This window comes from Variovorax boronicumulans (genome assembly GCF_029892485.1).
Lineage (GTDB): Bacteria > Pseudomonadota > Gammaproteobacteria > Burkholderiales > Burkholderiaceae_C > Variovorax > Variovorax boronicumulans_B.
In genome coordinates, this window is the sequence record NZ_JARXVG010000010.1 from 158,775 (window position 1) to 179,910 (window position 21,136).

The 21,136-nt window shown below is 69.0% G+C and carries 18 protein-coding genes; 15 read left to right on the plus strand and 3 right to left on the minus strand.

The features are described 5' to 3' along the window. Positions 1-36 precede the first annotated feature (36 nt). From M2282_RS22375 to M2282_RS22415, 9 genes are all read left to right on the plus strand, one after another. Positions 37-1,890 carry a feruloyl-CoA synthase gene (locus tag M2282_RS22375; protein ID WP_280810961.1) on the plus strand — a complete coding sequence of 618 codons (1,854 nt, stop codon included), beginning with the start codon at positions 37-39 and terminating at the stop codon, positions 1,888-1,890. A 22-nt stretch (positions 1,891-1,912) separates the two neighbouring features. Continuing rightward, positions 1,913-2,677, plus strand: a complete 765-nt coding sequence (locus M2282_RS22380) for an SDR family NAD(P)-dependent oxidoreductase (protein WP_280810962.1) — start codon at positions 1,913-1,915, stop codon at positions 2,675-2,677. Between the two features lie 55 nt (positions 2,678-2,732). Further along, positions 2,733-3,866, plus strand: coding sequence for an ABC transporter substrate-binding protein (locus M2282_RS22385; protein ID WP_280810963.1), 1,134 nt, complete (start codon positions 2,733-2,735; stop codon positions 3,864-3,866). A 25-nt stretch (positions 3,867-3,891) separates the two neighbouring features. After that, positions 3,892-4,932, plus strand: a complete 1,041-nt coding sequence (locus M2282_RS22390) for a branched-chain amino acid ABC transporter permease (protein WP_280810964.1) — start codon at positions 3,892-3,894, stop codon at positions 4,930-4,932. 348 nt (positions 4,933-5,280) lie between these two features. Further along, positions 5,281-7,092 carry a branched-chain amino acid ABC transporter ATP-binding protein/permease gene (locus tag M2282_RS22395; RefSeq protein ID WP_280810965.1) on the plus strand — a complete coding sequence of 604 codons (1,812 nt, stop codon included), beginning with the start codon at positions 5,281-5,283 and terminating at the stop codon, positions 7,090-7,092. 1 nt (position 7,093) lies between these two features. Further along, complete coding sequence (locus M2282_RS22400; protein ID WP_280810966.1) at positions 7,094-7,831, plus strand: ABC transporter ATP-binding protein; 738 nt, start codon at positions 7,094-7,096, stop codon at positions 7,829-7,831. A 38-nt stretch (positions 7,832-7,869) separates the two neighbouring features. After that, a complete protein-coding gene (locus M2282_RS22405; RefSeq protein ID WP_280810967.1) occupies positions 7,870-9,606 on the plus strand; it encodes a tannase/feruloyl esterase family alpha/beta hydrolase in 1,737 nt (578 codons plus the stop codon). 19 nt (positions 9,607-9,625) lie between these two features. Then, a complete protein-coding gene (locus M2282_RS22410) occupies positions 9,626-11,371 on the plus strand; it encodes an acyl-CoA dehydrogenase family protein (protein WP_280810968.1) in 1,746 nt (581 codons plus the stop codon). A 37-nt stretch (positions 11,372-11,408) separates the two neighbouring features. Continuing rightward, entirely contained in the window at positions 11,409-11,900 is a 492-nt protein-coding gene (locus M2282_RS22415) for a MarR family winged helix-turn-helix transcriptional regulator (RefSeq protein WP_280810969.1), read from the plus strand. Between the two features lie 12 nt (positions 11,901-11,912). Here M2282_RS22415 and M2282_RS22420 read toward each other — a convergent pair whose 3' ends face one another. Next, positions 11,913-12,566, minus strand: coding sequence for a TetR/AcrR family transcriptional regulator (locus tag M2282_RS22420; RefSeq protein WP_280810970.1), 654 nt, complete (start codon positions 12,564-12,566; stop codon positions 11,913-11,915). 138 nt (positions 12,567-12,704) lie between these two features. Between M2282_RS22420 and M2282_RS22425 the strand changes: the two genes are divergently transcribed. The 5 genes from M2282_RS22425 (at position 12,705) to M2282_RS22445 (ending at position 16,092) form a co-directional block, all read left to right on the plus strand. Further along, the gene (locus tag M2282_RS22425) at positions 12,705-13,139 is read left to right on the plus strand and encodes a VOC family protein (RefSeq protein ID WP_280810971.1); all 435 of its coding nucleotides are present in this window, start codon (positions 12,705-12,707) and stop codon (positions 13,137-13,139) included. 46 nt (positions 13,140-13,185) lie between these two features. Further along, on the plus strand, positions 13,186-13,713 hold the full coding sequence (locus M2282_RS22430; RefSeq protein ID WP_280810972.1) for an SRPBCC family protein: 528 nt from the start codon (positions 13,186-13,188) through the stop codon (positions 13,711-13,713). Between the two features lie 20 nt (positions 13,714-13,733). Further along, positions 13,734-14,153 carry a VOC family protein gene (locus M2282_RS22435; RefSeq protein ID WP_280810973.1) on the plus strand — a complete coding sequence of 140 codons (420 nt, stop codon included), beginning with the start codon at positions 13,734-13,736 and terminating at the stop codon, positions 14,151-14,153. Positions 14,154-14,192: 39 nt separating this feature from the next. After that, a complete protein-coding gene (locus tag M2282_RS22440) occupies positions 14,193-15,665 on the plus strand; it encodes a DHA2 family efflux MFS transporter permease subunit (RefSeq protein WP_280810974.1) in 1,473 nt (490 codons plus the stop codon). 67 nt (positions 15,666-15,732) lie between these two features. Beyond that, positions 15,733-16,092, plus strand: a complete 360-nt coding sequence (locus tag M2282_RS22445; protein WP_280810975.1) for a DUF1428 domain-containing protein — start codon at positions 15,733-15,735, stop codon at positions 16,090-16,092. Positions 16,093-16,107: 15 nt separating this feature from the next. Here the strand turns inward: M2282_RS22445 and M2282_RS22450 are convergent, their stop codons facing one another. Beyond that, positions 16,108-16,866 (minus strand): sulfite exporter TauE/SafE family protein, encoded by a 759-nt coding sequence (locus tag M2282_RS22450; protein WP_280810976.1) that lies wholly within the window; start codon positions 16,864-16,866, stop codon positions 16,108-16,110. A gap of 79 nt (positions 16,867-16,945) precedes the next feature. Beyond that, positions 16,946-17,794, minus strand: a complete 849-nt coding sequence (locus M2282_RS22455; RefSeq protein ID WP_280810977.1) for an intradiol ring-cleavage dioxygenase — start codon at positions 17,792-17,794, stop codon at positions 16,946-16,948. Positions 17,795-18,165: 371 nt separating this feature from the next. Between M2282_RS22455 and M2282_RS22460 the strand changes: the two genes are divergently transcribed. After that, positions 18,166-20,976 (plus strand): hypothetical protein, encoded by a 2,811-nt coding sequence (locus M2282_RS22460; protein WP_280810978.1) that lies wholly within the window; start codon positions 18,166-18,168, stop codon positions 20,974-20,976. Positions 20,977-21,136 lie beyond the last annotated feature (160 nt).

Genomic DNA, 21,136 nt, shown 5'->3' on the forward strand with positions numbered 1-21,136 from the left:
AGCCACGCAGTGGCGCAGCATGGGGGAGACTTCCAAATGACCTCCGTCCGATACCGCCCGCTCGCCTTCGGCGTGACCCGCGCGGTGCTGCGCGACGGCGCGCCAGGCATCCGCTACCTGCAGGCCGAGACGCAGCTCGAGGCCTACCGCGAGCGCATGACGGACCGCCTCGCACACTGGGCCGAACACGCGCCCGAACGCACCTTCATCGCCCGCCGCGAGCGGTTGGCCGACGGCAGCACCGGCGACTGGCTGCGCGTGAGCTATGCGCAGGCACTGGAGGAAGCGCGCGGCATCGGACAGGCATTGCTCGACCGCGGCCTGAGCCCGGAGCGTCCGGTCGCGATCCTCAGCGAGAACGGCATCGAGCATGCGCTGCTCGCCCTGGGCTGCCTCTATGCCGGCGTGCCCTACTGCCCCGTCTCGCCGCCCTACTCGCTCGTGAGCCAGGACTTCGAGAAGCTGCGCCACGTGCTGGACACGCTCACGCCGGGCCTCGTGTTCGCCGCCGATGCGGAACGCTACGGCCGCGCCATCGAAGCCGCCGTGCCGGCCGGCACCGAGGTCGTGCTCGCCAGCGGCCATATTCCGGGCCGCGCCACCACCCGTTTCGACGTGCTCGCTTCCACGCCCGCCACGCCCGCCATCGACGCCGCGATGCGCGCGACCGGCCCCGACACCATCACCAAGTTCCTCTTCACCTCGGGCTCGACCAAGATGCCCAAGGCGGTGATCAACACACACCGCATGTGGTGCGCCAACCAGCAGCAGCTGCGCCAGTCGATCCCCGCGCTGGGCGACGAGCCGCCGGTGCTCGTCGACTGGCTCCCCTGGAACCACACCTTCGGCGGCAACCACAACGTGGGCATCGTGCTGGACAACGGCGGCACGCTCTACATCGACGACGGCAAGCCCACGCCCACGGGCATGGCCGAGACGCTGCGCAACCTGCGCGAGATCGCGCCCACCATCTACTTCAATGTGCCGACCGGCTTCGAAGCGATCGCCAACGCGATGGAGAGCGATGCGGTGCTGCGCCGCAACCTGCTGTCGCGCGTGAAGATGTTCTTCTACTCGGGCGCGGCGCTCTCGCAGCCGATCTGGGACAGCCTGCACAAGACGCAGGAGGCCGAGGTCGGCGAGCGCATCGTGATGGGCACGGGCCTCGGCATGACCGAGTCGGGCCCGTTCGCGCTCTACGTCACTGGCCCCGAAGTGAAGTCCGGCGACGTCGGCCTCCCGGCGGCCGGCATCGAGCTCAAGCTGATCGAGGTCGACGGCAAGACCGAGGTGCGCTACCGCGGCCCCAACATCACGCCCGGCTACTGGCGCGCCCCCGACGCCACGGCCGAGGCCTTCGACGAAGAGGGCTTCTTCTCGACCGGCGATGCGGTGAAATGGATCGACGACGAGAACATCCACCGCGGCCTGCGCTTCGACGGCCGCATTGCCGAAGACTTCAAGCTCGCCACCGGCACCTTCGTGAGCGTGGGCCCGCTGCGCGCGAAGATCATCGCGGCCGGCGCGCCGTATGTGCAGGACGCGGTGCTGACCGGCATCAACCTGAAGGAAGTCGGCGCGCTGATTTTCCCGACGCAGAAGGTGCGGCAGCTTGCCGGCCTCCCCGCAGACGCCACGATGCAGCAGGTGCTCGAAAGCGCGCCGGTGCAGGCGCACTTCCAGCAGGTGGCCAACGACCTGGCCGCCATGGGCACCGGCAGCGCCAACCGCATCGCACGGCTGCACCTGATGGCCGAGCCGCCCTCCATCGACAAGGGCGAAGTGACCGACAAGGGCTCGATCAACCAGCGCGCCGTGCTCAAGCACCGCGCCGCGCTGGCCGATGCGATGCACGACGGCACGCTGCCTTTCACCCTCGTGCCCCGCTAGACATTCCAGGAGACAACACACCATGAAGATCGAAGGACAAGCCGCCCTCGTCACCGGCGGCGCATCGGGCCTGGGCGAAGCCACCGCGCGCGAACTCGCCCGCCTGGGCGCCAAGGTCGCCGTGCTGGACCGCAACGCCGAGCTCGCAGAAAAGGTCGCCGCGGAAATCGGCGGCGTCGCGTGCACCTGCGACATCACCGACACCGACAGCGTGAACGCGGCGCTCGACAAGGCCGCCGCAGCCCATGGCCCCGCGCGCATTCTGATGAACGTGGCCGGCATCGGCAGCGCCAAGCGCATCGTGGGCAAGGACGGCAACCCGGCGCCGCTCGAAGACTTCGTGCGCGTGGTCAACATCAACCTCATCGGCGGCTACAACATGGCGCGCCTCTTCGCCGCGCGCTGCGCCAAGCTCGAAGCGCTCGACAACGGCGAGAAGGGCGTGATGCTCTTCACCGCCTCGGTCGCCGCCTTCGACGGCCAGGTGGGCCAGCAGGCCTACAGCGCCTCGAAGGGCGGCCTCGTCGGCATGACGCTGCCGATGGCGCGCGACCTCGCGCAGCACGCCATCCGCGTGTGCACCGTCGCGCCCGGCCTCTTCGCCACGCCGCTGCTGCTGGAGCTGCCCGAGGCCGTGCAGCACTCGCTGGCCGCCTCGATCCCGTTCCCGCCACGCCTGGGAAAGCCCTCGGAGTTTGCAGAGCTGGCCTGCCATATCGTCACCAACGGCCACCTCAACGGCGAAGTCATTCGCCTGGACGGCGCGCTGCGCATGGCACCGCGCTGAGCCACTCCGCCTTTCCGCGTTCCCGCTTCGCTTCATAACGTACCAGGAGACATCGATGACCTTCAAGAAAACCACCCTCGCCGCCGTGCTGGCGCTCATCGTCGGCATCGCCCATGCCGACATCACCATCGGCGTGGTGCAGCCGCTCACCGGCCCGGCCTCGGGCCTGGGCATTCCGGTGAAGAACGGCATCGCCATCTGGCCCAAGACCATCGCGGGCGAAACGCTCAAGGTGGTGGTGCTCGACGACGCCACCGACCCAACCACCGGCGTGAAGGATGCGCAGCGCCTGGTCACCGAAGACAAGGCCGACGTCATCATCGGCTCCAGCGCCACGCCGGTCGCCATTCCCATGGCCGACGTGACCGCCGAATCCGGCACGCCGCAGATCGCGACCTCGCCCGCGGGCCTGCCGCCCGGCAAGGACAAGTGGTTCTTCCGCCTGCCCCAGTCCAACGACGTGATGGCCTTCGCCCTGGTCGCGCACATGAAGAAGCAGAACGTCAAGACGGTCGGCTTCCTCGGCTACACCGACGCCTACGGCGAGCTGTGGCTCAAGGCCCTGACAAACGAAGCCGCCAAGAACGGCATCAAGATCGTCGCGACCGAGCGCTTCGCGCGCTCCGACACCAGCGTGACCGGCCAGGTGCTCAAGCTCACCTCGGCCAACCCCGATGCGATCCTGATCGTGGCCTCGGGCAGCGGCGCCGGCATGCCGCAGAAGGCGGTGATGGAGCGCGGCTTCAAGGGCAAGGTCTACCAGACGCACGCCGCCGCCACGCAGGACCTGATGCGCACCGCCGGCAAGGACGCCGAGGGTACCTTCGTGGTGTCGGGCCCCGCCACCGTGGCCGAGCAGCTGCCCGACAGCCATCCGTCGAAGGCGGCGGCCGTGGCCTTCGTGCAGGGCTACGAGAAGGTCTACGGCCCGGGTTCGCGCAACCAGTTCGCCGGCCACTCGGCCGACGCGCTCACGGTGCTCGAGAAGGCCGTGCCGGTCGCGCTCAAGAAGGCCAAGCCCGGAACGCCGGAGTTCCGCGCCGCGCTGCGCGATGCGCTCGAATCCATGGGCCGCACGGTGATCGCGCACGGGGTGCTCAACTGGACGGCGCAGGACCACTGGGGCTACACGACCGAGACCGGCGTGATGCTCAAGGTGGTGAACGGCGCGTTCAAGGTCGAGCAGTAATCTCCAGTCGCAGCTGCACCACGCCATGGACCTTTCAATCGCCAGCATCCTGACGCTGGACGGACTCACCAATGGCGCGATCTATGCCCTGCTGGGCATGGGCATCGTGCTCGTCTTCACGGTGACCCGCGTCATCTTCATCCCGCAGGGCGAATTCGTGGCGTACGGCGCGCTGACGCTGGCGATCTTCCAGACCGGCAAGACGCCGGGCACGGTGTGGCTGCTGCTCATCCTGGCCGGCGTTGCCGCGCTGATGGACCTGGCGACCGTCTGGCGCCACAGCGGCAGCGCGGCGAGCGGCCTGAAGGCAGCCCTGCGCACGTTCGCGGCGCCGGCGGTCATCTGCGCGGTCTCGGCCTGGGCCGGGCCGCGCAACCTGCCGATCGGCGTGCAGGCGCTGCTCACGGTGTTCATCGTCACGGCCTTCGGGCCGCTGGTGTACCGCGTGGCCTACCAGTCGCTGGCGGGCGCGAGCTCGCTGGTGCTGCTGATCGTCTCGGTCGGCGTGCACTTCGCGATGACCGGGCTGGGCCTGCTGTTCTTCGGCGCGGAGGGCTTTCGCAACCCGCCGTTCTGGGACGAACGCATGGCGCTCGGGCCGCTCAACGTGAGCGGGCAGGCGCTGATCATCTTCGGCGTATCGGCCGCGCTGATCGTGCTGCTCTACCTCTTCTTCGAGCGCAGCCTGTACGGCAAGGCGCTGCGCGCAACGGCCGTGAACCGGCTGGGCGCGCGGCTCATGGGCATCTCCACGCAGGCCGCGGGGCAGCTCACGTTCGCGATGGCGGCGCTGATCGGTGCGCTCTCGGGGCTGCTGATCGGCCCGACCACCACCGTGTTCTACGACTCGGGTTTTCTCATCGGCCTGAAGGGTTTCGTGGCAGCCGTGATCGGCGGACTCGCCAGCTACCCGGGCGCGCTGCTCGGCGCACTGGCCGTGGGCGTGATCGAGGCCTTCGGTTCGTTCTGGGCGAGCTCCTTCAAGGAAGTGATCGTGTTCACCATCATCCTGCCGGTGCTGCTGTGGCGGTCGCTGCGCAGCGGGCATTCGGACGAGGAGCATTGATGAACACCGGTTCTCCTGCCGATCGCTCTCCGGGTCATCCAGGGCGCACTCGCACCGACGGGGCACCTTGCTCCGCGAACGTCCCCCGCCCTTCGGGCTCCTCCTTGATTTCGCTGCGCAAGGCACCCCATCGGCGCGAGCGTTGCAAGCCGCGGTGGTCGATCGCTCGATCACCGGCGGCGTGCCGCAGTGCGAAGAGCACCGGGTGCTCCACGCAGCGAAATCAAGGAGGAGCCGAAGGCGGGGGACATTCGCGGAGGGGAGTACCCGGTGTTCTTCGCACCCGCCCTGAACAGCAACGACAAGAACACAAGCAACCGGCGAACCAATGCGCCCTGGACCACTGACATGGAAGCGCTACTGAACCCTGCTTCGACCCAAGCGCCCGACAAGAGCCTGCTGCGCACCTGGGGCCCGCTCGCGCTGGTCCTGGTGCTGATCGCGCTGCCGTTCCTGCCGCTGCCCGACTTCTGGATCATCCAGCTCAACTACATCGGCATCTACACGCTGCCGGTGCTGGGCCTGGTGCTGCTCACCGGCGTGGGCGGCCTCACTTCCTTCGGACAGGCGGCGTTCGTGGGCATCGGGGCGTACACCACCGCCTACCTCACGGTGAACACCGGGCTGTCGCCCTGGGTCACGCTGTTCGTCGGCCTGGCGCTCACCGGCCTGAGCGCCGCGATCATCGGCGCGATCACGCTGCGCATGTCGGGCCACTACCTGCCGCTGGCCACCATCGCGTGGGCGCTGTCGCTCTACTACCTCATGGGCAACCTCGATGCGCTGGGCAAGTACGACGGCATCCTGGGCGTGAAGGGCCTGTCGCTGTTCGGCTTCGAGTTCGGCCAGCAGCGGCTGTTCTACGGCGTGGTGTGGGCCTTTGCGGTTCTTGCGGCGCTCGCGGTGATCCGGCTGCTCGATTCGCGCAGCGGCCGCGCCATCCGTTCGCTCGCGGGCGGCTCGCAAATGGCCGAGGCCATGGGCGTGAACACCCTGCGCTTCAAGATCGGCATCTTCGTGCTCGCGGCCATGCTCGCCTCGATCTCGGGCTGGCTGTTCGCGCACTTCCAGCGCACGGTGAACCCCTCGCCCTTCGGCCTGAAGATGGGCATCGAGTACCTCTTCATGGCGGTGCTCGGCGGCGCGGCCCATGTGTGGGGCGCCATTGCCGGCGCGGGCGTCGTCAAGCTGCTGGAAGACCAGCTGCAGGTGCTGCTGCCCAGGCTCATCGGCACGGCCGGCAGCTACGAGCTGATCGTGTTCGGGATCATGATCGTGCTGGTGCTCAAGTACCTGCCCGAGGGGCTCTGGGCCTTCGTCGATCGCCGCCTGCCGCGGCCGCGCCGCAGCGTCGACTGGCAAGGTGCCAAGGACCTGCCCGCGCGCGCCAAGCCGGCCGCCGGCGAGGTGGTGCTCGACGTGCAGGCCATCCGCAAGACCTTCGGCGGGCTGGTGGCGGTGAACGACATCAGCTTCCAGACGCGCGCCGGCCAGATCGTCGGCCTGATCGGGCCGAACGGCGCGGGCAAGTCGACCACCTTCAACCTCGTGACCGGCGTGCTCGGCCTCTCGGGCGGCGCGGTGCGCTTCCGGGGCGAAGCCATCGGCGGTCTGGGCGCGCGGCAGATCGCGCAGCGCGGCATGTCGCGCACCTTCCAGCACGTGAAGATGGTGGCCGACATGACGGTGCTGGAGAACGTCGCGCTGGGCGCGCACCTGCGCGGCCGCAAGGGCGCCATTGCAGCCATGCTGCGCATCGACCGCGCCGAGGAACGCGCGCTGTTCCGCGAGGCCGAGCGCCAGCTGCAGCGCGTGGGCATGGGCGAGCACCTGCACGAGATCGCGGGCAACCTCGCGATGGGCCAGCAGCGCCTGCTCGAAATTGCGCGCGCGCTGTGCGCCGACCCCGCCCTGCTGCTGCTCGACGAACCCGCGGCGGGCCTGCGCCACAAGGAAAAGGAAGCGCTGGGCCAGGTGCTGCGGCAGCTGCGCGGCGAAGGCATGAGCATTCTTCTGGTCGAACACGACATGGGCCTGGTGATGGACATCTGCGACCACATCGTGGTGATGGAATTCGGCACGCACCTGATGGAGGGCACGCCCGCCGAGGTGCAGGCCAGCGACAAGGTGCGCGCCGCGTACTTGGGCACGGAGCATTGACATGACGACACCCCCCTTGCTCCGCATCCGCGACCTGCACGCCGGCTACGGCCGCGCCGAAGTGCTGCACGGCATCGACCTGGAGGCCGGCCAGGGCAGCGTGGTCACCGTGATCGGCCCGAACGGCGCCGGCAAATCCACCCTGCTCAATGCGCTGATGGGCGTGCTGCCAGCCAAGGGCGTCATCGAGTTCAAGGGCCAGCCGATCTCGGCGCTGTCGCTCGAGGAACGCGTGATGCTCGGCATTGCGCTGGTGCCCGAGAAGCGCGAGCTCTTCGGCACCATGCCGGTCGAAGACAACCTCGTGCTCGGCGCATTCCGCCAGGTGCGCCTGCGCAACAAGCAATGGCGCGACCGCATCGACGAGGTCTACACGCTGTTTCCGCGCCTGAAGGAGCGCCGGGCGCAGCTGGCCGGCACGCTGTCGGGCGGCGAACGGCAGATGCTGGCGGTGGGCCGCGCGCTGATGTCGCGCCCCACGCTGCTGATGCTCGACGAGCCCAGCCTCGGCCTCGCGCCGCTGGTGGTGCAGGAGATCTTCCGCACCGTCGATGCATTGCGCGCCACCGGCGTGACCATCCTGCTGGTGGAGCAGAACGCGCGCGCCGCGCTCGAGGTGGCCGACCACGGCTATGTGCTCGAAATGGGTAGCGTGAGCCTCGAAGGCGAGGCGAAGAAGCTGGCGGTGGACTCGCGCGTGATCGACACCTACCTCGGTGCGGCGCGCAAGACCGCCTGAAGACAAGAGCGCCGCGACATCCGCGGCAAGGAGACGACATGACCCGACAGCCTCACCTTCACCTCGGCCTGCGCGCGGCCGCGCTCGGCGCCGCCGGCCTGCTCGCGGCGTGCGCCGGTCGTGCCCCTACACCGAATGCGCCGCATGCACCGCTGGGCGCCGCGCGTCCGGGCACGCTGCAGGCCTGCGCCGACCTGGCCGTCCGCGCCGCGCTGCCGGGCACCGTCTACACCGCCGTCACCGAGGTGCCCGCGGGCACCGTTACGGTCGGCAATGCCGCCATGGCCGCGCCCGCGCATTGCCTGGTGCAGGGCCGCATGAACGAACGCACCAGCCCCGTCGACCAGCAGCGCTATGCCATCGGCTTCGAGATGCGGCTGCCCGTTGCATGGAACGGCCGCTTCTTCTATCAGGCCAACGGCGGGCTCGACGGCGCGGTCGTTCCGGCCCTCGGCGGCATCGGCGGCGGCGGTCCGCGCAGCAGCGCGCTGCAGATGGGCTTTGCCGTCATCAGTTCCGACGCCGGCCACCCGGGCGCGATGGGCCCGCGCTTCGGGCTCGACCCGCAAGCGCGGCTGGACTACGGCTACAACGCCGTCGCGCAGCTCACGCCGATGGCCAAGAACCTGATCGCCAAGGCCTACGGCCGCGGGCCCGACCGCGCCTACATCGGCGGCTGCTCCAACGGCGGGCGGCATGCGATGGTGGCCGCGGTGCGCTCGGCGCAGCAGTACGACGGCGTCCTCGCGGGCGACCCCGGCTTCAACCTGCCGAAGGCGGCGGTCGCGCAGCTCTACGGCGCGCAGCAGTACGCGGCCGTGGCCAGCACGAAGACGCCGGACGGCCAGCCCGACCTGCAGAGCGCCTTCACGCCGGTCGAGATGAAGCTGGTGGCCGACAAGGTGCTCGAGCGTTGCGATGCGCTGGACGGCCTGGCCGACGGCATCGTCTCGAACGTGCAGGCGTGCCGCATGAAGTTCGACATCCAGGTCGCGGTGCCCACCTGCACGCCGGGCACGCGCGACGGCATGTGCCTGAGCGCACCGCAGAAGAATGCGCTCGCCAACGTATTCAAGGGCGCACGCAACAGCGCGGGCCAGCCCATCTACAGCAGCTTCCCGTTCGATGCGGGTGTGAGCGGCGCCAACTGGCGCGAGTGGAAGTTCGCGAGCCCCGCCACACGCGACGCAGGTGCGGTGGCCTTCATCTTCAGCACCCCGCCACTGGCCGACAGGCCGCAGGGCATGCCCTTCGCGCTGGGCTTCGACATGGACCGCGATGCACCGCGCATTGCCGCCACCGACGGCGTGTTCCGCGAGTCGGCGCTGTCGTTCATGACGCCGCCAGCCGCCGCCGACCTGGCCGCGCTGCGCGACAAGGGCGGCCGCATGATCGTCTACCACGGCACCAGCGACCCGGTGTTCTCGTCCGACGACACCGCCGCCTGGTACGAGCGCGTGCAGGCCGCGAACGGCGGCGATGCCTCTTCGTTCGCACGCTACTTCCCGGTACCCGGCATGAACCACTGCGCGGGCGGCCCGGCCACGGACCAGTTTGACATGCTGAGCGCGCTGGTCGATTGGGTCGAGCAGGGCAAGGCGCCTGCATCGGTCGCCGCTGCCGCGCGCGGCGCCGGCACTCCGGTGCCGAACGCCGAAGTGCCGGCCGGCTGGTCGGCGCAACGCACGCGGCCGCTGTGCCCCTATCCGCAAGTCGCCGTCTACACCGGCGGCGACACCGAGCGCGCGAGCAGTTTCGTGTGCAAGGCCTCCTGATTCCGAACCCGAGCCTCCGATGGATTACCAGCCCCGCCCCGACGATGTTCGCTTCCTCCTGAACACCGTGCTCGGCGCGCCCGCGCGCCTGCAGGCGCTCGCGCCTTTCGCGGAGGTCGATGAGGCGCTGCAGTCGCAGGTGCTCGAAGAAGCGGCGCGCTTCGTCGGCGAGGTGGTGGCGCCGATCAACCGCCAGGGCGACGAGGTCGGCTGCCGTTTCGACAATGGCGAAGTCGTCTCGCCGCCGGGGTTTCGCGCGGCCTACCAGGCCTTCGTCGATGGCGGCTGGCCCGCGCTCTCGGCCGCGACGGAAGACGGCGGCCAGGGCCTGCCCTCGGTGCTCGAAGCCGTGCTCTACGAATGGCTCAGCGCCGCGAACCACGGACTCACCATGGCGCCGGGTTTGCTGCACGGCGCCTACGCCTGCCTCAAGCACCACGGCAGCGACGAACTCAAGAGCCGCTATCTGCAGAAGATCGCGACCGGCGAATGGCTCGCGACCATGTGCCTGACCGAAGCGCATGCAGGCAGCGACCTCGGCCAGGTGCGCACGCGCGCCGTGCCGCAGGCCGACGGAAGCTTCCGGGTGAGCGGCAGCAAGATCTTCATCTCGGGCGGCGAGCACGACCTGACGCCGAACATCGTGCACCTGGTGCTGTGCCGCCTGCCCGATGCGCCCGCAGGGCCCAAGGGCCTGTCGCTGGTGCTCGTGCCCAAGCTGCTGCCCGATGGCGCGCGCAACGCAGTGCACTGCGAGCGCATCGAGGAAAAGATGGGCCTGCACGGCAGCCCCACGTGCTCGATGCGCTTCGACGAGGCCACCGGCTGGCTGGTCGGCGAGGCCGGCCGTGGCCTGGCCGCGATGTTCGTGATGATGAATTCGGCGCGCCTGCACGTGGCGCTGCAAGGCATCGGCCTGCTCGACGCCGCCTGGCAGAAGGCCGACGCCTATGCGGCCGAGCGCCGCCAGATGCGCGCGCCCGGCGCCGTGCCCGCCAGCCGCGGCAACGAGCCGGCCGACCTGATTGCCGAGCATCCCGCCATCCGCCGCATCCTCGACACGCAGCGCGCCTGGATCGACGGCGCGCGCACCCTCGCCTACCGCAGCGCGCTGATGCTCGACGTGGCCGCGCACGACGCCGACCCCAAGGCCCGCGAGCGCGCGCAGCGCTGGTGCTCGCTGGTCACGCCGGTGCTCAAGGCCGCCTGCACGCACCAGGCTTTTCACGGCGCGAGCGAGTGCCTGCAGGTGTTCGGCGGCCACGGCTATGTGCGCGAATGGGGCATCGAGCAGGTGGTGCGCGATGCGCGCGTGACGATGATCTACGAGGGCACCAACGAGATCCAGGCCATCGACCTGCTGGTGCGCAAGGTGCTGCCCGATGGCGGCGCGGCCATGTCGGCCGTGCTGCTCGAACTGCGCGACACGCTCGATGCCTCCCGCGAGGCCGATGCCGACGTGCAGCGCCGGCTCGCCCAGCTGCGCTACCTGGGCACGACCATCGCCATGTCCGCGCATGCGAACCCGGTGCTGCCGTACGAGGTGGCCGACGACTACCTGCGGGTGGTGATGCTCACGATGATGGCCTGGGCCTGGGCGCGCATCGAGGCCAGCGGCGGCACCGGCGACGCCGGCAGGGCGCGCGCGGCCGCGGCCTTCCGCCGCTGGGTGCTGCCCGAGTTCGATATGCGCCTGGGCATCGTCAAGCGCGCCTGTGAAGGCGTGGCCCTTTCGCATGCGGCGGCCGATGGCATCGCGCGGTAGGTCCACGGCACCGCCACGGGCGGTTACGCTCGGGGGCATGCCTGCTCCCGCGAAAAAAACCTCCTCGAAAAGCGAGCCCGCCGCATCCTCGTCGGGCCGCTCGGACCGGCTCGATGCCCGCGTGCTCGAAACCCTGGTCGGCTACAACGCCCGCCGCGCCTGGCTGATGATCAGCGGCGTCTTCGCGGAGCGCATGGCGCCCTACGGGCTCAAGCAAATCGATTTCTCGGTGCTCTCGCTGCTGGCGCACAACCCGGGTGCCACCTCGCGGCAGCTGTGCAACACGCTGGACATCCTGCCGCCCAACCTCGTGAGCCTGGTGGCCACATTGGACAGCCGGGGGCTCATCGAGCGCCGGCCGCATCCGCACGACGGGCGCGCGGTCGGGCTGCATCTCACCTCCGACGGGGAAGCGCTGGTGCGGGAGGCCGAACAGACCGTGGTGCAATTGGAGGCCGATGCAAGCGCCAATCTCACGGCGCGCGAGCGCGAGACGCTGATCAAGCTGCTGCAGAAGATCTATCTCTGACTTTCCGGGGCGCTACAGGCCCCGCTCCACCATGTCGCACAGCCGCTGCCCCAGCGCATGGGTGGCCTCCGCATCGAGCGCGCGCAGCGGCCCCTGGATGATGAGCAGCGCCAGCCCGTGTACCGCCGACCACGCGAGGTATTCGGCATTCGGGCGCCGCGCCGCATCGAGCACGCCGGCGTCCACCAGCCGGTCGAGCGCCGCGCCCAGCAGCTGGAACGGGCCCATGCCGCTCGCACCTGCGGCCGCGGGGCCCATCTGGCCCTCGCCTTCCTCGGTGATCACGAACGCCGTTCGAAATAGGCCCGGCTCGGCCTGCGCGAAACGCAGGTAGGCCGTGCCGATGGCGCGCACCTGCGCGCGGGCGAAATCCACGGGCGGCTGGTCGAAATGCAGCACGGCCAGTTCAGACTCCATGGCCTTGGCCGCGGCCGAGAGCGCCGCCTCGCGCACCGCCAGCAGCAGCTCGTGCCGACTGGCGAAGTGCCGATAGGCCGCATTCGGCACCACGCCCGCGCGCCGCGTGGCCTCGCGCAGCACCACCGCATCGGGACCGCCATCGCGCGCCAGTTCGACGCCCGCTTCCAGCAGCGCGCGGCGCAGGTCGCCGTGGCGGTAGGTGGTGCGTGCGGCCGGCAGGCCTTCGGGGACGTTGTTCAACTTCATCGCAATTCCATGTGGACACTGTCCATTATCCCTGCTATTCTTTGTGGACGGTGTACACAAAGTAGTTCCATCGTATTCGCGCAGAAGCCAATGCGCATCCTTGAAACCTCGAAACCTCTCCAGCGAAAAGGAATTGCCATGAAAGTCCAGTCCTACCTGTTCTTCGAAGGCCGTTGCGACGAAGCGATCGCTTTCTACAAGAAGGCTGTCGGCGCCGAAGTCGTCCAGCTCATGCGCTACAGCGATGCGCCCGCCCATGCCTCCATGGAAAAAGGCGAAGGCTGCGCCGGTGCCATGCCCAGCCCCGACAAGGTGATGCACGCCCTGGTCCGCATCGGCGAAACCGAGCTGATGTTCTCCGACGGCCACTGCTCGGGCCAGGCGGAGTTCAAGGGGATCATGCTGTCGCTCACCGTCGCCAATGACGCCGATGCCCGCAGGTGCTTCGACGCGCTCGCCGATGGCGGCCAGGTGATGCAACCGCTGATACCCACCTTCTTCACGTCCAGCTTCGGCATGCTCGCCGACCGCTTCGGCGTGGGCTGGCTGCTGGTGGTCGACGCCGGCAAGTGATCACGACGCCGGCCTGCCCTGTCCCTGCCCCAAGGAATCCCTTCACATGTTCAAGAAAATCGTCCTCGCCATCCTCGCGCTGATCGCGATCGTGCTCATCTACGCAGCCACCCGGCCCGACACCTTCCGCGTGGAGCGCACCGCGCGCATCGCTGCGCCGGCCGAGAAGATCTTTCCGTTGATCAACGACTTCCACCGCTGGAGCGAGTGGTCGCCCTACGAGAAGCTGGACCCGGCCATGAAGCGCAGCTTCGGCGGCGCACCGGCCGGCCAGGGCGCCACCTACGCCTGGGAGGGCAACGACAAGGCGGGCGCGGGCAAGATGGAAATTGCCGAGTCCACACCGTCCTCGAAGGTCGGGATCAAGCTGGATTTCATCAAGCCCTTCGAAGGCCACAACATCGCCGAGTTCACGCTGCAGCCGCAGGGCGACGCCACGCAGGTCACCTGGGCCATGTCCGGCCCGAGCCCCTACATCGCCAAGCTCATGGGCATCTTCTTCAACATGGACCAGATGATCGGCAAGGACTTCGAAGCAGGCCTTGCCAACCTCAAGACGGCCACCGAAAAGTAACCAATCCAAAGGAAACCACCATGTCCCCCATCCACGCCTACCTCACCTTCGACGGCAACGCACAGGAAGCCATGCGCTTCTATGAAAAGACCCTCGGCGGCACCATCCAGATGATGATGACCATCGGCGAAGCGCCCGACACCGAGCAGATGCCCGCCGACGTCAAGAAGCGGATCATGCATGCCTCGCTCGCCTACGGCGACGGCATGCTCATGGCCTCCGACACCATGCCCGGCCAGACCTACGAAGGCATGAAGGGCTTCGGCGTCGCGCTCACCCTCGAGACCGTCGCCGAGGCGCGCCGCGTGTTCGATGCCTTCGCAGAAGGCGGCACCGTCTCCATGCCCTTCGAGAAGACCTTCTGGGTCGAAGGCTTCGGGATGGTGACCGACCGCTTCGGCACGCCCTGGCTCATCAACGGTGGCAAGCCGCTCGTTTAAAGAAAGCGCCTTCTCGGCGATTTGAAGGAATTCCCTCCCATGACCGACACACTCGACAACCGGAAGCGCTGGCTCGCATTGATGGTGCTCTGCCTCGGCGTCCTGATGATCGTGCTCGACACCACGATCGTGAACGTGGCATTGCCCTCGATCCGCACCGACCTCGGCTTCACCGAGACGTCGCTGGTCTGGGTGGTGAATGCCTACATGCTGACCTTCGGCGGCTTCCTGCTGCTGGGCGGCCGGCTCGGCGACCTGTATGGCCACCGCAAGCTCTTCCTGATCGGCCTGGTGCTGTTCACCCTCGCCTCGCTGGCCTGCGGCATCGCCAACTCGCAGGGCGTGCTGGTCGCGGCGCGCGCCGTGCAGGGGCTGGGCGGCGCGGTGGTCTCGGCCGTCTCGCTCTCGCTGATCATGAATCTGTTCACCGAACCGGCCGACCGCGCCAAGGCGATGGGCGTCTATGGCTTCGTCTGCGCGGGCGGCGGCAGCATCGGCGTGCTGCTGGGCGGGCTGCTCACGAGCTCGCTGAGCTGGCACTGGATCTTCCTGGTCAACCTGCCGATCGGCGTGGCGGTGTATGCGCTCTGCGTGGCACTGCTGCCCAATGCGCGCGGACAGGCGCACGGCGAGAAGCTCGACGTCGCCGGCGCGGTCACCGTCACGCTGTCGCTGATGCTCGCGGTCTACGGCGTGGTCAACGGCAACGAAGCGGGCTGGGGTTCCACGCAGACGCTGGGCCTGCTCGGCGCGGCCGTGGTGCTGCTGGCGACCTTCATCGCCATCGAGGCGCGCGTGCAGCATCCGCTGATGCCGCTGGGCCTCTTTCGCCTGCGCAGCGTGTCGGTCGCCAATGTGGTGGGTGTGCTGTGGGCCGCGGCGATGTTCGCGTGGTTCTTCATCTCGGCGCTCTACATGCAGCTGGTGCTGAACTACACGCCGATGCAGATCGGCCTCGCGTTCCTGCCGGCCAACATCATCATGGCGGTGTTCTCGCTCGGCCTCTCGGCCAGGCTGGTGATGCGCTTCGGCATCCGCAAGCCGCTCGCGGTCGGGCTCTGGCTCGCGGCCATCGGCCTGGCGCTCTTTGCGCGTGCGCCGGTCAACGGCAGCTTCGTCGTCGACGTGCTGCCCGGGATGATGCTGCTCGGCCTGGGCGCGGGCATGGCGTTCAACCCGGTGCTGCTGGCGGCCATGAGCGAGGTCGATCCGGCCGATTCGGGCCTTGCATCGGGTGTGGTCAACACCGCTTTCATGATGGGCGGCGCACTCGGCCTGGCCGTGCTGGCCAGCGCCGCGGCGGCGCGCACCGGGTCCATGGCCGCAGCGGGCGCGCAACTGCCCCTGGCGCTCACCGGTGGCTACAACCTTGCGTTTCTTGTCGGCGCCGTGTTCGCGGCGCTGGCGGGTTCGATCGGGGCCTTGCTGCTTCGCACCGCACCACCGGCGCAAATGCAGAACAACGAAGAGGCGGCAGCGCCCCGCGGGACGGTGAGCGAATCGGCGCCGTGAGAACGACGCCATGCAGCCGCCGCTGTTTTTTCTTCAACGGTTCTATCTTTCATTCAGGAGATCACCCATGGCTCGCTATGTAGACGGTTTCATCGTTGCCATTCCCACCCACAACGTCGAGGCGTACCGCAAGCTCGCGCGCAAGGCCGGCAAGGTCTGGATGGAGTACGGCGCGCTCGAATACGTGGAGTGCATTGCCGACGACGTGAAGCCCGGCAAGCTCACTTCGTTTCCGCAGAGCGTGAAGCTCAAGGCCGACGAGACGGTGGCCTTCTCGTGGATCGTCTACAAGTCGCGCAAGCACCGCGACACGGTGAACAAGAAGGTCATGGCCGATCCGCGCATCGCGGCCATGGACCCGAAGACCATGCCGTTCGACGCGAAGCGGATGATCTTCGGTGGCTTCAAGAGCATCGTCGAGCTCTGATCCGGGGCGCCGGGCTCAGGCGAAGAATCCGTCGTAGACCAGCTTGAGCCCGGTCAGCAGCATCCCCAGGTACACGAAGCGATAGAACCACGTCGCGTCGATGCGCCTCGCAATGCGAATGCCGACCCACACGCCGAGCGGCGCGAGCGGCATCAACGCCACCGAGGTGGCCAGCGTGCGAAAGTCGATGAGGCCGAGCCACGCGTAGGGAATCCACTTGCTGAGATTCACCACGAAGAAAAAGTAGGCCATCGTCGCCGTGAACACCACCGGCTTGAGCCTGAGCGGAATCACATAGGCATTGACCGGCGGACCGCCCGCATGCGCGATGAAGCTCGTGAAGCCCGACACCACCGTGAGCACCGCGCCCACGCCGCGCGAGGGCAGCGGATCGTCGGGCTTCGGCGGAAACACCAGCCGCTGCGCGAGGAACAGCAGCGTGAACACGCCGACGATGCCCGCCACCGTGTGCGCCGACAGCACGCGGAACAGCAGCGTGCCGACCACCGTGCCGATCAGCCCGAACGGAATCAGGAACTTCAGCAGCGACCGGTCGAAGTCGCGCCGGAATGCGGCGAGCCCCAGCACATCCATCAGCAGCAACAGCGGCATGAGGATCGCGGCGGCCTGAGGCACCGTGACCGCCAGCGCCATCAGCGGCACCGCGAGCGAACCGAAGCCGGCGCCGAAGCCGCTCTTGCTGATGCCCAGCAGCAGCACGGCGGGGACGGCGACCGCATAGAAATGCGGGTCGGTGATGAGAGGGAAGGCCATGGGAGGTGACGGAGGACGCAGAAAAAAGCCTGCCGTCGGGGGCAGGCTTTGCGAGCGTAGCAGGCCCGGGACCGACGCTTCAGGCCGGCTGCTTCGACGGATCGAGCGGGTTCAGCACGAAGTCGAAATCCAGCCGCCAGCGGCCGTCGCCTTGCTGCTTCCACGGCGCGACCAGCGACTGGCGCACCGCGAACACCGCGTCGGAGTCGAGCCACTTGTCGCCTTCGCGGAACACGTGGGTGATGAGGTTTTCGTAGCCCGGCGCCTCGATCTTGAAATGCAGGTGCGCGGGCCGCCACGGATGGCGTTTGGTCGCACGCAGCAGGTCGCCCACGGGGCCGTCGACCGGGATCGGGTAGGCCTCGGCCAGCACGCTCCTGAAATGCAGCGAGCCGTCGGCCGCTGTGCGCAGGCGCCCGCGGTTCTCGGCGTGGTCGAGCTCCGCCTTCTGCACGTCGTAGTGGCCGCCTTCGTCAGCCTGCCACACATCGACGACCGCGTTGACCACCGGCTCGCCGTCGAGTCCGCGCACGGTGGCGTACACGTCGCAGGGCGCGCCCGCGGCGCCGTTGGCCACGTCGTCGCCGTGCGCGTACTCGGGCGCGCCTTCGAAGTAGAACGGGCCGAACACGGTGGCTTCGGTGCAGCCGGCGGGCTTGTCGTTGTTCATCGCGATCGTGAGCATCGACAGGCCCAGCACGTCCGACAGCAGGATGAACTCCTGGCGCTTGTCGTCGCATTTCTGGCCGGTGGCGGTGAGGTACTGGACGCCCTGGAACCATTCGGCTTCGGTGAGCTTCACCTCGCGCGCGAAGGCGTGCAGGTGCTGCACGAGGCTGGTCATGATCTCGTGCAGGCGCGGATCGGGCGTGTCGGCGAATCGCGCGAGCACGGCCTGGGTGATGTTGTCCTGGTTGAGGTTGCGCATCGTGGCTGTCTCCTTGTCTGGCCTTCGCGGGTCGGTGGTGTCTGTCTCTGGGGTGCTGCGGACTGTAGGCCGCGGGCTGCGCACCCGGAAGCGCCGCGGCGCAAATGATTTTTCCGCCCAGCGGAACGGTCGCGGCGTCGGGGATCCGGTTTCGCCGCGGAACGCGGTTGGCGTTCCGGCCTGAAAGCGTTTCGCGTTACGTAACGAATCGCGAAAGCAGCGCGGTTCGTCTCCTCGGTCTGCTGGGTGCGGCACGAGAAATCCCTTTGAAATCAACGAGATAGTCCGCTTTCGGCATTGCGGTGAAAACCCTGTGCGACGGCGGCACGCATGTTGCGCTTTGGGGTGACTTATTCCACGAGGAGGTTGCCATGATCACCAACACCCAAGCGCCCGTCGGCTCGCTTCCGGTCTTTGCCGACAACAGCGCGGCCCCCGTGGTCCTGGCCCAGGCCAGCGTCACGCCGGTCGCTCCCATGGGGGCGGCCGCGACAGCGGCATCCGCCGCTCCTGCCGCTCCTGCGAGCCTCGGCTCGCTGTCCAACGCCACGCCCGGCACGGTCGTCATGCGCGACGGCGTGCGGATTCCGGTGGACGGCAGCCAGAGCCTGATGGCCGGCGACCGCGTGATCGTTCCCGACGGCGGCCATGCCAATGTGCTGTTCCCCGGTTCGGCGGCCAACAAGGCGCCGCTGTCCGGCGTCTTCGCCGGCGGCACCGACGCCACCATCGGCTCGACCAAGCTGCCCGGCGGCCTGGAGCAGGTGAATGTGGACGTGGCCGCGGGCAACCTGGAGGTCACGCCGGCCGACAGCGATGCCGACGCCGCCGCCGTGGCCGTGACCAAGAAGGCCGCGGGCGGCAGCGGCATCGGACTGGGCGAATTCGCGCTCGGCGCACTCGGCGCTGTTGCGCTCGGTGCCGCGCTGAGCGGCGGTGGCGGCGGCGACGGCAGCACGCCCCTGCTCTTTGCCGGCATCGGTGACAGCGACGCGGACGCCGATGCGGATGCCGACGCGGACGCGGATGCCGACGGAGATGCAGATGCAGATGCCGATGCGGACGCGGACGCCGATGCCGACTCGGATTCGGATTCCGATTCGGATGCCGACTCCGACGCAGACTCCGATGCGGACGCCGACTCCGATGCCGATGCAGACCACCTGCTCGACCCCGGCGACAGCCTCGCCGGCCATCTGCTCGGCGCCCTGGACAACGCCCTCGGCCTGGGCGGCGACAGCGGCACTCACCCCCTTTCCGGTTCCTCGGGCACGCTGGGATCGCTGTTGCCTGTGGCCGACGGCCTCACGGACCTGGTGGACGACGTGCTCTCGCCGATCGCGGGCAACGAATTCAGGCCCAACGATCCGAACCAGTTCGATCCGGTCGACAACGCGGTGGACGACCTGGTCGTCGACATCGGCGGCGTGCTGACCCCCGTGGTCGACGGACTGCTGGGTGACGGCCTGACGGACGCGCTCGTCGCCTCGCTGATCGGCCAGGTCGATTACCTGACCGATGCGCTGGACAACATCCTCGAGAACGTGCTCGGCAGCGAAGGCCTGCTCGGCGGCGTGACCACCGGCCTGGGCATCGATGGCCTCGTGGACGGGTTGATCGGCGACGACGGCGTGGTCGGCCAGGTGCTCGAGGGCCTGCTGGGCGAAGAAGGCCTGCTGGGTGGGCTGCTCGGCGAAGAGGGCTTGGTCGGGCAGTTGCTGGGTGACGATGGTTTGCTGGGTGGCTTGCTCGGCGAGGACGGACTGCTGGGCGGTGTGCTCGGCAGTGAAGGCGGGCTCCTCGGTGGCGTGCTGGGTGATGACGGCCTACTGGGCGGTCTGCTCGGTGGCGAAGGCGGGCTCCTCGGTGGCGTGCTGGGTGACGACGGCCTGCTGGGTGGTCTGCTCGGCGGCGAGGGCGGGCTCCTCGGTGGCGTGCTGGGTGACGACGGCCTGCTGGGTGGTCTGCTCGGTGGCGAAGGCGGGCTCCTCGGTGGCGTGCTGGGTGACGACGGCCTGCTGGGTGGCGTGCTCGGTGGCGAGGGCGGCCTGCTCGGTGGCGTTCTTGGAGACGATGGCCTGGTGGGCGGCCTGCTGGGCGAAGACGGAGTCCTGGGCGGCGTGCTCGGCGGTGACGGCTCACTCGCGGGCCTGCTCGGCAGCGAAGGCCTCACCGGTGGCCTGCTCGGCGAGGGCGGGCTCGTGGACAGCCTGCTCGGCCCCGATGGCGCAGTCGGCAACCTGCTGAGCGATGGGCCGCTGGGCGGCGTGCTCGGCGGTGAAGGCGGGCTTCTCGGCGGCCTGCTGGGCGACGACGGACTCCTGGGTGGTGTGCTCGGCGGTGACGGCGGTCTCCTGGGCGGCGTGCTCGGCGGCGACGGTGGTCTCCTTGCCGGCGTGATCGGTGAAAACGGCATCGTCGGCGGCCTGCTGGGCGGCGACGGCGGTCTCCTCGGCGGTGTGCTCGGTGAAGACGGCATCGTCGGCGGCCTCTTGGGCGGCGACGGTGGTCTCCTCGGCGGCGTGCTCGGCGACAACGGCATCGTCGGCGGCCTCCTGGGCGGCGACGGTGGCCTCCTCGGCGGTGTGCTCGGTGAAGACGGCATCGTCGGCGGCCTCCTGGGCGGCGACGGTGGTCTCCTCGGCGGGGTGCTCGGCGACAACGGCATCGTCGGCGGCCTCCTGGGCGGCGACGGCGGTCTCCTCGGCGGCGTGCTCGGCGAAGACGGCATCGTCGGCGGCCTCCTGGGTGGCGACGGCGGCCTCCTCGGCGGCGTGCTCGGCGAAGACGGCATCGTCGGTGGCCTCCTGGGCGGCGACGGTGGCCTCCTCGGCAGCGTCCTTGGCCAGGACGGCCTCGTGGGCAACCTGCTCGGCGGACTGCTGGGCGGCAACGGCCCGGCCGCCAACATCCTCGAGCCGGTCTCGGCGGTGGTCAGCGTGGCCGATGCCGTCGAGCCGATCGCGTCCAGCGCGACCCACGCGGCGACCGGTGTCGCGGCGCCCGTGACCGACATCCTGGCCGGTGCAGGCTCGGCGGTGGCACCCGTGGTCGCCACTGTCGAACACACGGTCGCCCCGCTGGTGACCGAGGTCGTGACGCCGATCACCAGCCTGCTCGACCACGGCACCGGCAATGCGCAGTCGCCGGTGACGAACATCCTGCACGGCCTGCTGGGCTGAGATCCGGCCGCGCGGCCGGCACGAGGCAAAGAGGGACCGTCGCCGGTCCCTCTTTTTTTGCGCCTGCGCTCCGGGCACGCGCTATCGCGGCGCAGTGGATGGCCTCCTAAAATCCACCGCTCGGTAACGCCCGGGGCCACGGTCAATTCCCCGGAACCAG